This window comes from Sorangium sp. So ce131, from assembly GCF_051519095.1.
GTDB lineage: Bacteria > Myxococcota_A > Polyangia > Polyangiales > Polyangiaceae > Sorangium.
This window is the reverse complement of the sequence record NZ_CP150455.1, coordinates 12,710,750-12,725,581: the sequence shown is the minus strand read 5'-3', so window position 1 is coordinate 12,725,581 and position 14,832 is coordinate 12,710,750. Positions and strand designations below refer to the sequence as shown.

The window sequence follows — 14,832 nt, the reverse complement described above, 5'->3', positions numbered from 1 at the left end:
TCGAGATGGGATGAGCGATGTCACGGGCGGTCGGGGACGAGCCTGAGCGTGCTCACGGCCGGACCTGCCAGGAGCGGCAGCGGGCGGCCGTCCACCCAGGCGCGCTGCTGATCGCGGTAATGGGGTGAGCGCGGGTCGCCCGACTGCCCGGCCGGCATGTGCAGGATCCCGTCCGCCTCGCGCCCCGGGGAGACGACGAGCCGCTCGCTCGCGCCGAGCGCGCCGCTCGCCATGCGCACGCAGAAGCCGCAGCCCGCGAGCGGCTCGTCGGGCATGTTGAGGAGGGCGCCGAGCTCCGGGATCGCGCCGAGCGGGTGCGCGATCTGCACCCGGCTGACCGCGCCCCACGCGATCTGGTCGAGGGGGCGCCCGCCGCGCTGCCGCTTCACGTCGTCCGCGGCGCGCTCGAGGGCCGCGAGGACGAAGGCGTCCCAGCCGCCCGCGGGCGCGGGCACGAGATCGGGCGACCGCTCGGCGAGCGCGCGCTGGAGCGGCGTGTCGATGTCCGTCAGCGCGAGCTCCTGGTCCGGCTCCGCGGCGCGGCTCGCGCCGAGCCACGCGGCGAACACCTCGTCGGCGAGCGCGCGCCGGAACCGCACGAGCAGCGCGAGGCCGACGCTGGACACGTCCGCGCGGCCGTCCCACGCCGCCACCGCGCGCCGCGCCTCGGCGAGCGCCGGCCGCCGCTGCGCGGCCTCGCCGCCGAGCACGCGCAGGGCGAGGTCGCGGTAGAAGCCGTAGAAGTCGGCCTGCGTGTCGAGCTGGAGCTGGAACAGGTCCGCCTCGGCGACCGGGCGCGCGGCGCGCAAGCGCTCGGTGATGCGGTAGGCGCGGTAGCCGTTCGCGTAATCGCGGCCGAGCGCGGGCGCGCCTGGCGCGCCGGGCGCGCCGCCGGCGAGCGGCATGCGCTGGTTGGCGTTGACGAGGTACCCGGACGGCGGATCGACGACGCGCGGGAGCGACGCGGGGGGCAGGTAGCCGTCCCAGCCCGCGCGCCCGTCGGCCCAGGAGACGCTGACGGAGCCGTCGAGCCCGCGGCGCCGGGGCATGCGCCCGGTGACCGTCCAGGCGATGCGGCCGCGCCGGTCGGCGAGCAGGACGTTGCACCCCGGCCCACCGGCGCGCGTCGCCACCGCGACGGCCTCGTCGACGGTCCGCGCGGCGTCCATGTCGAGGAGCCCGACGTCGACCGCCTCGGGATCGAGCGCCGCCCAGCGCACCGCGACCGGGCGGCCGAGCAGCGGCCGCGGCGCGACCGGTCCCCAGATCGTGGCGCGCATCGCGACGGGGACGTCGGGCTCGCCGCGGACCTTGATCGTCTCCTCGGCGACCTCGAACCGCCGCCAGCCGGACGGCGTCCGGTACTCGTCCGGGCGCGCGGGGCTCACGTCGAGCCGCACGAGGTCCATCACGTCGCCGTCGAGGCTGGTCAGCCCCCAGGCGACGTGGCGGTTCGTGCCCACGATCATCATCGGCACGCCGGGCATCACGACGCCGGCGACCGCCGTGTCGCCGTAGCGGAGCTCCGCGCGGTACCAGAGGTTGGGCGCGCCGAGCTCGAGGTGCATGTCGTTCGCGAGGAGCGCGCGGCCGTCCCGCGTCCGCTGGCCGGCCACGACCCAGCCGTTCGAGCCGACGGGCGCCTCGCCGGCGGCGGCGCTGAGCACGCCGCCGAGCACGCCGCCGGCGCCGAGCACGCCGGCGCTGGCGGAGCGGTCGCCGCGGCTGCGCGCCACGAGCGCGCGCAGCTCCTCGGCCGGCAAGGGCGGCAGCGCGCCTGCCTGCGCGCCGAGCAGCGCGCTCGTGTAGGGATCGGCGCCTTCGAACAGGAACGACACCACGCGCGGGGGCAAGGTGTGGGTCAGGACCGTGCGCGTCCGCTCCTCTTCCTCGCTGAACGCGAGGGTCCGGAACATCTCCAGCACGACGAGCACGCTGTCCTCCGACCGCCACGGCTCGGGCCGATACCCGAGCTGGCCGATCTCGAGCGGCAGCGACGCCGCGCTCCGGAGGTAGGCGTTGACCCCCTCGGCATACGCCTCGAGCGCGGCGCGCTGGGCCTCGGGGAGGCGCGCCAGGATCGCCGACGCGGCCCGCGGGACGCCGAGAAGCCGCTGCCGGGTGTCGGCCTCCACGAGATCGCGCCCGAGGATCTCGGCGAGCCGCCCGGCGCTGCTCCGGCGGAGCAGGTCCATCTGGAACAGCCGGTCGCGCGCGGCGACGTACCCGAGGGCGCGGAAGGCGTCCTGCCGCGAGGCAGCCTGGATCGTGGGGATCCCCAGGCCGTCCGACGCGACGGTCACCGCCGCGCCGAGGCCTGCCAGGGTCGCCGCGCCGGCCTCGCGCGCCGCCGCGCCAGCCTCGCGGGCCTCACGCGCCGCCGGGGCCGCGGGGGCCGGCGCAGCGCCCGGCTGAGCGCAGCCGGCGGCCAGGAGCGAGACGAGCGCCGACGTGACGAGGGAACGAGCGGAACGGAGCGAACGCATCGGCCGCCTCATGCCCCTTGCTCCGCCGCCGTCACGGCCTCGCGCGCCGCCCGCGGCGCCGCGCCGCCGCTTGCGGAGGGCCTCGGCGCCTGCGTCAGGCGGCCGTAATCGAGCCGCACGCAGCGATCGGCGACGCCGAAGTACTGGTCGTCGTGGGTGATGACGAGCGCGGTCTTTCCCTGGGCGCGCAGCTCGGGCAAAAGCTCCGTGTAAAAGACCCTCCGGAACTGCGGGTCCTGGTCGGAGGCCCACTCGTCGAAGACGTAGAACGGGCGATCCTCGAGGCAGGCGGTGAGCAGGGCGAGGCGCTTCTGCTGGCCCTGGGACAGCCCGCTCACGCGCAGGGCGCCCTGCTCGACGCGCACCCGGGTGTCGAGCGCCAGCCGCTCGAGGTAGCGCCGCGCGCGCTCGTCGAGATCGGGGCCGGTCAGCCCGAGCAGGTGATCGAAGAGGTGGTAGTCCGCGAAGACGACCGAGAAGAGCTGCCGGTACTGCTCCCGGTTCGTGTCGTCGACGGGCACGCCGTCGAGCCGGATCTCGCCGGTCTCGGGCGCATAGAGGCCGAGCAGCAGCTTCGCGAGCGTCGTCTTGCCGCTCCCGTTGCCGCCCACGAGGAACACGAGCTCGCCGGGCTGGAAGGACAGATCGATCGGGCCGAGCTGGAAGTTCCCGTCTTCCTTCTCGCGGTAATACTGGTGCGTGACGCCGACGAGCTCGAGGCGCGTCCACGCGCCCGGGGCCGCGCCCTCCGGGCCGCCGGCGCGGAAGGCGCGGCGCGGCTCTGGTGCGGGCGCCTGCGCCTCCGCCGCCCCCGGCGCGTCGACCTCCGGCGAGAGCGAGAGCCCGAGCTCGTTCACCTTGCCGAGCGCGATGCTGGCCCGCGCGAACGCCGGCAGGAACTCGATGGTCTGCGCGAACGGCGTCATCAGGAAGAGCATCGCCAGCACCACGCCGGTGACGGCGGGCGCGGTCAGCCCTGCCCAGCCCGGAAGGACGAACACGGCGAGCCCGAGGACGGCGTAAAAGAGCAGCGTCCCCCAGCCCATCGCGACCGCGTACTCGGTCGTGCCCGCGACGAACTCCCGCTGGTACGTGGCGACGCTGCGCCCGAGCACGTCCGACAGGAACGCCCGCCCGCGCCCGCCGTGCATCTTGAGCTCCTTGACCCCCACGGTGAGCCCGCGGAAGTGCTGGAAGAGGGCGTCGTTCGTCTCGCGGGCGCGCGAGAAGGAGCGGAGCGCGCGGTCCTCGTGCGCGCGGAAGAGCAGGGCGCCGACCGCCATGGCGCCCAGCACGACCGCGAGCGCCCACCACGAGATCCGGCCGATGTAGGCCAGGCAGCCGAGGACGGTGGCGACGTTGACGCAGACGAAGGGCAGGTAGACGTAGGCCTGCGCGATGGCGGTCGGATCGTCGCTCAGCGCCGCCAGCAGGCGGTGGGCGCCGAGCTCCTCGATCCGGCGCAGCGGCGCCTCGAGGATGCGCCGGGCGATCTGCGCGCGCAGCTCCGCGATCATGGCCTGTCCCAGCCGCGTGAGCAGCACCTGGGAGACGGCCTTGCTCAGCACGCCGAGCGCGCCGAGCCCCACGAAGGCCCACGCGAGCGCCGCGGACGGGCGGCCCTCGGCGGAGAGCGCCTCCTCGACGAGCGCGATCACGCCGGCGCCGGTGAGCCCGCTGATCACGCCGGCGGCGACGGCGAGCGAGAGGAGCCGGACGTCGCGGCGCACCAGGAAACCGAGCATGTTCATCTCCCCTTCCCCCTCGAGCCGCTCTGCTCGCCCGCGCCGTCGTCCGGGCTCGCCGGGGCGCGCGTGCCGTCGGCGCCGGGGAGCCGCCGCGCGGTCCGCGGCAGCGCGATCAGCGCCGGCTCCGGGCCCGCGGGCGGCTGCCCTGCCGGCTGCGGGGCGCGCCCCGCGAGCGTGGTGAGCGCGGCGAGCGCGTGATCGACGCGCTCCGCGAGCGCCGCGACGGTCGGCCGCTCGAAGAAGTCGCGGAGCGAGAGCTCCACCTGGAACGTGTCGCGCACGCGGTTCAGGATCTGCAGGGCGAGGAGCGACTCGCCGCCGAGCGCGAAGAAGTCCTGCTGCGGGTCGACGCGATCGAAGCCGAACGCCCGCGCCCAGATCGCGGCGATCTCCGCGGCGGCGTCGCCGGGCGGCGGGCGCTCACGCGCGCTCCCGGCGGAGGCGTCGCCGCCGGGGCCCGGGGCGGCGCTGCGGGCGGCGCCGGCGCCGAGCTGCCGGGCCAGGGCGGCGCCCTCGTCGTCGCTGGGCAGGCCATGGAGCGGGCGGACCGAGACGACGACCTGCGGCAGCGCCGCCTGGCCGAGGACGTGGTGGAAGACCTGCTGGCCCTCCGCCGGGCTCAGGCCGCCGCCCGGCGTCACGCCGTCGATGCCCAGGGCCAGGAGGCGCGCCTCGGCGCGGGCCGCCATGCCGACCTCGCGCCAGCGGTCGAGGTTCACCGACACCGTGTACGGCCCCGCGCTCCGCGCCGAGGCGTGCGCGAACGCGTCGAGGAACGCGTTCGCGGCCGCGTACCCGGCGCGCGCGAGGCCGCCGCTCAGCGCGGTGGTCGAGGAGCAGAGCAGGACGAAGTCCGCGCGGCACTCGCGGGCGATCTCGTCGAGCACCAGGGCGCCGAGCGCCTTCGGGGCGAGATCCGCCTCCAGGGCGGCCGCGGTGAGGCGCTCGATGAGGCCGCCCTCCGCGACGCCGGCGGCGTGGATGACGCCGTGCAGGACGCCGAAACGGTCGAGCGCCTCGCCCAGCGCGGCGCGCATGCCGGCCCGGTCGGCGACGTCGGCGCGGAGCGTCAGCACCTCGGCACCGGCGCGCTCGAGCGCCTCGATCTGCCGGCGCTGGGCGTCGGTCGGCGAGGAGCGGCCGACGAGGAGCAGCCGGGCGCGCGCGGTGCGCGCGAGGTAGTCGGCGACCGCCAGGCCGATGCCGCCGAGGCCGCCGGTGATCAGGTAGACGCCGCGCTCGCGCAGCAGCCGCGGCGCGGCGGGCGCCGCCTCGAGCGGGAAGGGCTCGACGGTCGGCGCCCAGCGGTGGGGGCCGCGGTAGGCGGCGACGGGCTCGCCGGGCGCGGCGTGCGCTTCGGCGAGGATGTGGTCGACGAGCCGCTCGGCCTCGGCGGCGACGGGCGCGCCGGGCGCGGCGGGCGCGGTGGCATCGAGGTCGAGCACGCGGCAGCTGACGTGCGGGTACTCCAGCGAGACGCTCCGGCAGACGCCGAGCAGCGGCGCGTGCTCGGGGCGGAGGGTCTCCCGGCCGGTGAGGTCGTGCAGGCCGCTGGCGAGCGCGATCAGGCTGGCGCCTTCCGGCTGCCGGCCCAGCATGCGCGAGAGCCAGAGCAGGCTCAGGGCGCCGCGGCGCTGGGCGTCCCGGAACGTCTCCGGGCCGAGCTGCGCCCCGGCGGCGTCGGCGAGGCTGAAGGCGTGCACGATCCGCGTGGGCCGCGCGGCGGCCGCGCCGAGCTCCCGGGCCAGCGCGGCGTAGTCGTCGGGCTGATCCGGGCGGAGGGCGAACACGCTCGCCGCGGCGCGCTCGAAGCGGTGGCCGGTCCGGACCCGGGTGACCCGCTGGCCGGTGCTCTCGAGCCGGGCGAGGACGCGGAGGCCGAGCTCCTCGTCGTCGACGAAGACGAGCCAGTGGACGTCCTCGGTCGGCGGCGCGACCGGCGCCAGGGGGGCGCGCTTCCACGACGGGATGTAGAAGGCGCGGGACAGATCCGTTGAGGCGGTAAACGTTGCGTCGGAGCGCCCAACCTGGGTGGGCCGGACCTCAACCTGGGTCGGTCGGACCTCAACCTGGGTCGGTCCAACCTGGGTCGGTCCAACCTGGGCGCGCGCCGGGACCGCACTTCCTGGGGCGGCGGGCCGATCCACCCAGTAGCGCTTCCGCTCGAACGGGGTTGCGGGCAGCGCGACGCGCCGCCGCTGTCGCCCGGCCTGCAGGCCCGCCCAGTCCACGGCGGCGCCGGCCACCCAGAGCTGCCCGACGGCATCCAGCAGGGTCGCGCTCGCCGCGCCCGGGCCCCAGGCGTCGCGCGCCGCGGGCAGCGACGGCACCGCGAGCGACCCCGCGGCCAGCTGCCGGCACAGCGCGGTCAACGTCTGCCCCGGCCCGACCTCGAGCAGGATCCGCTCCGGCTGGGCCGCCAGGGTCCTCACGCCGTCGGCGAAACGGACCGTGCCCCGGACGTGCCGCGCCCAGTAGCCGGGATCCTGCGCCTCAGCCGCCGTGATCCACGTCCCCGTGACGTTCGACACCCACGGGATCCGCGGCACGCGCAGCGCAACCCGCGCCGCGACCTCCCGGAATCCCTCCAGCGCCCCCTCCATCAGGTGGGAGTGGAAAGCCCGCGCCATGCGCACCCGGCGTGTGTCCAGCCCGCGCGCCGCGATCTCGCGCTCCACCCGGCGGATCGCCGCCACCCCGCCGGACAACACGCATTGACGCGACGCATTAATCGCGGCGAGGGCGATGTCGTCGCCGAGCCACGCGGCGATCTCGCCTTCCGGCGCCGACACCGCGAGCATCGCGCCTTCCGGCGTTGCCTCCATCAGCCGCCCGCGGGCGGCGACCAGCGCGAGGGCGTCGTCGAGCGACAGGCACCCGGCCACGCAGGCGGCCACGAGCTCGCCGACGCTGTGTCCGAGCATCGCGTCGGGCACGAGGCCCCAGCCCATCCACAGCCGGGCGAGCGCGTACTCGACCACGAAGAGGGCCGGCTGGGTCATCGACGTGTGGTCGAGGCGCGCCGCGGCCTGCTCGAGGCGCTCGGGCGCGGGGAACAGCAGCGCCCGGAGGTCCTCGCCGAGGTGGGGCCGAAGGAGCTCGGCGCAGGCGTCGACCTCGGCCCGGAACACCGGCTCGGTCTCGTAGAGCGCGCGCGCCATGTCGGGGTGCTGCGCGCCCTGCCCCGGGAACAGGAACACGACCGGCCGCGGTCCGGCCGCCGCGGGCCCGCCCGAGCGCACCGCGCCGCCGCGGTCCCGGAGCGCGCGCGCGGCCTCCTCGCGCGTGCGGCACGCCACGGCGCGCCGGTGCGCGAAGGCGCGGCGGCCGAGCTGCAGCGTGTGCGCGACGTCGGCCAGGTCGAGGTCCACACGCGCCTCGAGGTGCTGCGCGAGCGCGTCGGTGAGGCGCTCGAGCGACGCGCTCGACCGGGCCGACAGCACGAGCAGCTCGCACGGGCGCCCCGCGTCCTCCGCCGCCGGCACGGGCGGCGCCTCCTCGAGCACGACGTGGGCGTTGGTGCCGCCCAACCCAAAGGAGCTCACCCCGGCGCGACGGGGCGACTCGGAAGGCGCCCACTCCGCGAGCTCGGTGGCCACGTAAAAGGGGCTGCTGGCGAAGTCGATGGCGGGGTTCTGCTCGCGGAAATGCAAGCTCGGCGGGATGCGGCGGTGCGCCAGCGAGAGCGCCGCCTTGATCAGCCCCGCGACGCCCGCGGCCGCGTCCAGGTGCCCGATGTTCGTCTTCACCGATCCGACCGCGCAAAAGCCCTTCCGGTCGCTGCTCGCCCGGAACGCCTCGGTCAGCGCGGCGATCTCGATCGGATCGCCGAGCGGCGTGCCGGTGCCGTGCGCCTCCACGTAGGTGATCGAGCCCGCGTCCACCCCCGCGGCCACGTGGGCGGCGCGGATGGCGCTCGCCTGCCCCTCGACGCGAGGCGCGGTGTAGCCGACCTTGGCCCGACCGTCGTTGTTGACCGCCGACCCCTTGATCACCGCGACGATCGCGTCCCGATCCGCCAGCGCGTCCTCGAGCCGCTTGAGGAGCACCACCCCGACGCCGCTGCCGGCGACCGTGCCCCGGGCCTCCGCGTCGAACGCCCGGCAGTGGCCGTCGGGCGAGCCGATCGCGCCTTCCTGGTACAGATAGCCGACCTTCTGCGGGATGCTGATCGAGACGCCGCCCGCGAGGGCCAGGTCGCAGTCGCCGCTCAGCAAGCCCTGGCAGGCGAGGTGCAGCGCCACGAGCGACGTCGAGCAGGCCGTCTGCACGGCGATGCTCGGCCCCTCCAGGTTCAGCTTGTACGAGACGCGCGTGGTCAGGAAGTCCTTGTCCAGCGCGAGCAGCGCCGCGATGTCCGCGGCCGACTCCAGGCGCGCGCCGCCCGGGAACAGGTGAAACAGGTAGTCGTTCAGGCTCGATCCCGCGTAGACCCCGACCCGCCCTCCCGCGCGCTCGGGGTCGATTCCGGCGTTCTCGAACGCCTCCCACGCGCACTCGAGGAACAGGCGGTGTTGCGGATCCAGCGCGGCGGCCTCGCGGGGCGTGAACCCGAAGAGCTCGGCGTCGAACAGGTCGATGTCGTCGAGCACCGCCCGGGTCCTCACGTAATCCGGTCGCGCCATCAGCGCCGGCTCGACGCCGGCCTCCCGGAGCTCGTCGTCGGTCAACACGGTGACCGACTCGACACCTGCGCAGAGGTTGCGCCAGAACGTGTCCACGTCGCGCGCGCCCGGGAACCGGCCGGCCATTCCGATGATCGCGATGTCCAGCCCGGGACGGGCCTCGCTGCTGCCCTGGGTCGTCATTTCTTGCTCTCCACGCCGCCGCGCCGCCGCGCGAGCAGCTCCCCGCGCCGCCGCTGCGCCGCCCGGGCGCGCTCGCGATCCCGCTCGTCCTCGTCGGCGCGGCGCGCGGGCTCGGCCTCCGGGCCCGCGCTCAGGGCGGCCGCGAGCGACGCGATGGTGGGGTGTTTGAACAGGTCCAGCATCGCGACCTCGCGGTTCAGCTGCTCGCGCAGGCGGGTCCGGACCCGCGCGACCAGGAGCGAATGGCCGCCCAGGTCGAAGAAGTTGTCCTCGACGCCGATCCGCGAGGCCAGCAGGACTTCCTGCCAGACCGCGGCGATCGTGCGCTCGAGCTCGGTCCGCGGCGGCGTGGCCGCGCTGGCCGACACCTCGCCCTGCTCCTCGGGGAGCGGCAGCGCCTCCCGATCCACCTTGCCGTTCGGGTTGAGCGGCAGCGCGTCGAGCGCCATGAACGCGGACGGGATCATCACCTCGGGCAGGTGCTCGCGGAGGAACTGCCTCACGGCGTCGCTCCGGGGCGCGCGATCCGGCGCCGGCACCAGGTAGCCCACGAGCCGCCGGTCGCGATCCGGACCGCCCTTGAGGGCGACGGCCGCGTCGCGGAGGTCGGGGTGGAGCCGCAGGCACGCCTCGATCTCCGTGAGCTCGACGCGCAGCCCGCGCAGCTTCACCTGATGATCGACGCGCCCGAGGAACTCCAGCGTCCCGTCCGGGAGCCGGCGGGCCCGATCGCCCGTCCGGTAGAGCCGGGCGCCGGGTTCACCGCTGAAGGGGTCGGGGGTGAACCGCTCCGCCGTCAGGCCCGGCTTCTGCCAGTACCCGCGCGCCACGCCCGCGCCGCCGATCCAAAGCTCGCCGGGCACGCCGACCGGCAGCGGCTGACCGTACCGATCCAGCACGTGGAGCCGCGTGCCCGGGAAGGCGCGCCCCAGGGGGACCAGCGCTTCGGGAGAGGAAGCGGCCGGGGGAGCGCCCTCGAACCAGGCGCTGTCGATCGTCGCCTCGGTCACGCCATAACAACTCAGGATGCGTGTGTGCGGGGCGCACCGCGCGCGCAGCCGCGCATAATCGCGCATCGACCACGCATCCGATCCCACGATGAGCAGCCGGAGGCTCCCTGTCCCCTCTCCTGCTGTCCCCTCCCCCTCTGTCCCCTCCCCCTCTGTCCCCTCCCCCTCTGTCCCCTCCCCCTCTGTCCCCTCCCCATCGCGGTCCCACTGCGCGAGGAGCAGCTTGAGCAGCGCCGGGACCAGGTCCACCACGGTGACGCGCTCGCGGCGGAGCAGCGAGGAGAGCGCGGCGGGATCCAGCGCGGCCTCGTGCGGCGCCACCACGAGCGTCCCGCCCGAGCACAACGCGCGCACCCAGTCGGCGGTCCACACATCGAACGCCGGATTCGCGAGCTGGAGGACGCGCAGCTCCTCCGCGGGGAGCCGATAGACCTCTCGCCAGGCGGCAAAGGCGCTGGCGAGCGTCCGGTGCGTCACCATGACGCCCTTCGGGCGCCCGGTGGAGCCGGACGTGTAAAGCACGTAAGCGAGGTGATCGAGGCTCCGCGCGGGCGCTGGATCGAGCCGGGCGGGGGAGGCGGCGATCACGTCCGCGTCGCGATCCAGGCAGACGACGGCGGCGGACGTGGCCGGGAGGCGCTCGCTCGGCGCGCTCCGCGTGATCAGCACGGCGACCGCGGCGTCGGCGAGCTGGAAGCGGAGCCGGTCCGGGGGGTGTGTGGGGTCGAGCGGCACGTAGGCGCCGCCCGCCTTGAGCACGGCCAGCACGCTGACCACGAGATCCGCCGATCGATCGAGGCAGACGCCGACCCGCGTCTCCGGGCCGACGCCGAGCCGCCGGAGGTGGTGCGCGAGCCGGCTCGCCCGCTCGTCGACGGCCGCGTACGTGAGCTGCTCGTCCCCGTGGATCAGGGCGACGGCGGTGGGGCGGCGGGCGGCCTCCGCCTCGAAGAGCGCGTGGACACACGCGGAGGGCGCGGCCACCCGCTCCGGCTGCCCTGGCGACAGGAGAGGGTCGCTCGCGCCGAGCAGCGAGAGCTCGCCGAGCCGGGCGTCGGGCCGCGCGGCCATCGACTCGAGGACGACGCCGAGGTGCTCGGTCAGCCGGCGGATCGTCGCGGCGTCGAAGAGGTCGGTGTTGTACTCCCACGCGGCCCGGGCGCCGCGGCCGTCGCGGCCGTCGGAGACGACGTCGAGCGCGAGGTCGAACTGGGCCGTGCCGGTGTCCAGCTGCTCGGCGGCGATCGCGAGGTCGGGCAGCGCCGGCGTGGGCGGCAGCGGCGGCTGCATCGAGAACATGACCTGGAACAGCGGCGAGCGGCCGAGGTCGCGCGCGAGCGGCAAGGCCTGGAGCACCCGCTCGAACGGCACGTTCTGGTGCGCCTGCGCCTCCGCGATCGCGGCGCGGACGCGCGCGAGCACGTCCGTGAGGCGGGGATTGCCGGACAGGTCGACGCGCAGGGCCAGCGTGTTGATGAAGCAGCCGACGACGCCCTCCAGGGCGACCCGCGGGCGCGCAGCGACGGGCGCGCCGACGCAGAGATCCGTCTGGCCGGTGTAGCGGTGGAGCAGGACGAACAGCCCTGCCGCCAGGGTCGCGAACAGCGTGGCGCCCTCGCGCCGCCCGAGCGCGGCGAGCCGCTCCACGAGGTCCGGCCGAAGCGCGAGCTCCTCGCGCGCGCCGGCGTACGTCTGGACGGGGGGCCGCGGCCTGTCGGCGGGGAGATCGAGCGGCGCGACGGGCCGCTCGAGCCGCTCGCGCCAGTAGGCGAGCTCGTTGTGGTACGCGCCCGCCCCGTCCTGGGCCCGCTGCCACAACGCATGATCGGCGTACTGGAGCGGCAAGGGCGCGAGCGCCGGGGCGCCGCCTGCGGCGAAGGCGCCGTACAGCGCGACGATCTCGCGCAGGAGGACGGCCATCGACCAGCCGTCCGTGGTGAGGTGGTGGCAGGTGAGCGCGAGCACGTGCTCGCGATCGCTCACGCGGACGAGCGTCCAGCGCACGGGCGGCGCCTCGGCCAGATCGAACGGCCGCCGGGCCTCGTCCTGGAGGATCGCGCGGAGGAGGGCGGCGCGCTCTCGCTCGGGGCGGTCGCTCAGATCGCGCGGGTGCAGCGCGACGGGCGCGGCCGGGAGGATCTCTTGAACGGGCTGCCGGCCGACGGACGGGAAGCGGGTGCGCAGGGCCTCGTGGCGGGCCGTGATCGCGGTCAGCGCCTGCTCCAGCGCCCTCGGATCGAGCGCGCCGGCGAAGCGCACGGCGGCCGCGACGTGGTAGACGGGGGCGCCGGCGACCAGCTGGTCGAGGAACCACAGCCGCTCCTGCACGAACGACAGCGGCACGTGCTCCGGCCGGGTGGCGGGCGCGAGCGGCGCGAACGGCGCGGCAGAGGCAGCGGATCCGGTCTCGGGCGCGCCGCGCCGCCGGGCCTCGATCCAGGCCGCGAGCGCCGCGACCGTGGTCGACTCGAAGAGCTGCGCCGGGCCCACATCGACGCTCAGGGCCTCGCTCACGCGGGCGCTCACCTGCATGGCCCGCAGCGTGTCGCCGCCCAGGCTCAGGAACTCGTCGCGGCGGCCGACCCGCGCCCGGCCGAGCACCTCCGCCCAGATGGCCGAGAGCGCCGTCTCCAGCGCCGTCTGCGGCGGGTCGTCGGCCGGGGCCGGCGCGCTCCCGTCGGCCCCGGCGGGCGCGCTCCCGTCGAGCGGCGATCGCCAGACGACCTCCAGGGAGCCGTCGAGGAGCCGCGCGCGGCACTCTTTCCGCTGCACCTTCCCGCTCGTGGTCCGCGGCAGGCTGCCCGGCTTGATGAGCACGACCTCGTGCGGCGTGACCTCGTGCCGATCCGCCACCGCGGCGCGGACCGCCGCGGCCACGTCCGCGAGGTCCGCGGACGCGCGCCGGCTGAGCTCCTGGACGACGACGAGGCGCTCCTCGCCGTCGAGGTCCACCGAGAACGCCGCGCCGCCGCCGGCGCGCAGGCCCGGGTGGCTCTGCTCGGCGGTGAGCTCGATGTCCTGCGGATAGAGGTTGCGGCCGCGGACGATGATCAGGTCCTTGAGCCGGCCGGTCACATAGAGCTCGCCGGCCGACAGGAACCCGAGATCGCCGGTCCGGAGATAAGGCCCTTCTCCGGTGGAGAGCCTGGCGCCGAAGGTCGACGCCGTGTCCTCCGGCCGCTCCCAGTAGCCCTGAGCGACGCTCGGCCCGGCCACCCAGATCTCGCCGACGCGCTCGTCGGCGCAGGGCGCTCGCGTCTCGGGGTCGACGATCGCGACCTGCTCGCCGGCCGGGGATCGGCCGCATCCGACGAGCGCGAGGCCGGCTTCCGGATCGCGCGGGCCGAGCGGGTCGAGCGGGTCGAGCGGATCGAACACCGCGCGGCCCTGCTCGAGCGCGGCCCGGTCGACGGCGCGCACGACGGGCGGCGCTTCCGGCGCGCCGCCGGTGACGAGCAGCGTCGCCTCGGCCAGCCCGTAGCAGGGATAGAACACGTCGCGCCGGAACCCCGACGGCGCGAACGCGTCCGCGAAGCGGTCGAGCGTCGCGGCCCGGACGGGCTCGGCCCCGTTGAAGGCCACCTTCCACGAGCGGAGATCGAGGTCGGCGCGCTGCTCCGGGGGGATCTTGCTGACGCAGAGCTCGTAGGCGAAGTTCGGTCCGCCGCTGGTCGTGGCGCGGTAACGCGAGATCGCGGCCAGCCAGCGATAGGGCCTCATCAGGAAGTGCTCGGGCGCGAGCTGGACGCACGGCACGCCCATGTAGAGCGGCTGCAAGATGTTCCCGATGAGCCCCATGTCGTGGTGCGGCGGCAGCCACCCGACGATCACGCTCTCCTCGGTGTGCCCGAAGGCGCGCTGGATCATGAGCTCGTTGCACAGCAGGTTGCCGTGCGTGAGCACCACGCCCTTGGGCGCGCCGGTCGAGCCCGAGGTGTACTGGAGGAACGCCACGGTCGCGTCGGTCACGCGCGGCGGGCAAAAGCCTCCTTCCAGGCCGTCAGGGAGGTTGTCGACGGCGAGGCAGCGGAGCGCGCTCAGCTCGGCGAGGCTCGGGTCCTCACGGAGCTGCTCCACGGCGGCCAGGAACAGCTCGGTGGTGAGGACGACGCGAGGGCGGCAGTCGCGCGCGATCGCCAGAACACGAAGCAACCCGCGCTTGCGCTGCGGCAGCGGGACCGGCACGGCGATGCACCCCGCGTAGAGGCAGCCGAAGAACGCAGCGATGAAGTCGAGGCCGGGCGGAACCAGGATGAGCGCGCGCTCCCCTGCCGGCGCGTGCGGGCCGAGCGACGCGGCGATCGCGCGCGCGCGCCGATCCAGCTCGCCGTAGGTCATCGAGCGGGCGTCGAGCTCCCCATCGAGCAGGAAGGTGTAGGCGTGCGCGGTCGGGCGCTGCTCCGCGCGGCGCTGGAGCAGCGCGACCAGCGTGGCGGGATCGGACGCCGCGCGACCGTGGATCGCGCGCGGATGTGATCGGTTCGGTTCCATCACTTCCTCAGCCCTCGAATCGAAAAGAAAGGCGGCTTACGAAGCCGGCGCGTGCAGCTGGCGTTCGCCCCGCGAACGCGACGACGCGCCGCGTTGCGAGCCCACGTAAAGACCTGCCCGGCGAGCATCACGGCGGCTGCCAGAACCGACCGGGGTTGCCTTGTTGAAAATGAAAACGATTATTATTTTCTTGGTGGCGGGGGTATGGAACACATCTGGGGGATGCGTCAAGCGGAAAATTTCCAGATTTGGTTTTCTATCGGGGATTTACGGGTGAAATTGACTTTGG

4 protein-coding genes are annotated in these 14,832 nt (G+C 75.2%); all 4 read right to left on the bottom strand.

Annotated elements, in window-relative coordinates; translation table 11 throughout:
• Positions 1–20 precede the first annotated feature (20 nt).
• From WMF43_RS46300 to WMF43_RS46285, 4 genes are read right to left on the bottom strand one after another with little or no spacing between them, the layout of a single operon-like run.
• Complete coding sequence (locus WMF43_RS46300) at positions 21–2,486, bottom strand: penicillin acylase family protein (protein ID WP_437675097.1); 2,466 nt, start codon at positions 2,484–2,486, stop codon at positions 21–23.
• 8 nt (positions 2,487–2,494) lie between these two features.
• Positions 2,495–4,237 carry a cyclic peptide export ABC transporter gene (locus tag WMF43_RS46295; RefSeq protein WP_437675095.1) on the bottom strand — a complete coding sequence of 581 codons (1,743 nt, stop codon included), beginning with the start codon at positions 4,235–4,237 and terminating at the stop codon, positions 2,495–2,497.
• Positions 4,234–9,042: a type I polyketide synthase gene (locus WMF43_RS46290; protein ID WP_437675093.1), complete on the bottom strand. Its 4,809-nt coding sequence runs from the start codon at positions 9,040–9,042 to the stop codon at positions 4,234–4,236. The genes WMF43_RS46295 and WMF43_RS46290 overlap by 4 nt, the downstream gene beginning before the upstream one ends.
• Complete coding sequence (locus WMF43_RS46285; RefSeq protein ID WP_437675091.1) at positions 9,039–14,543, bottom strand: amino acid adenylation domain-containing protein; 5,505 nt, start codon at positions 14,541–14,543, stop codon at positions 9,039–9,041. The genes WMF43_RS46290 and WMF43_RS46285 overlap by 4 nt, the downstream gene beginning before the upstream one ends.
• Positions 14,544–14,832: the final 289 nt, after the last annotated feature.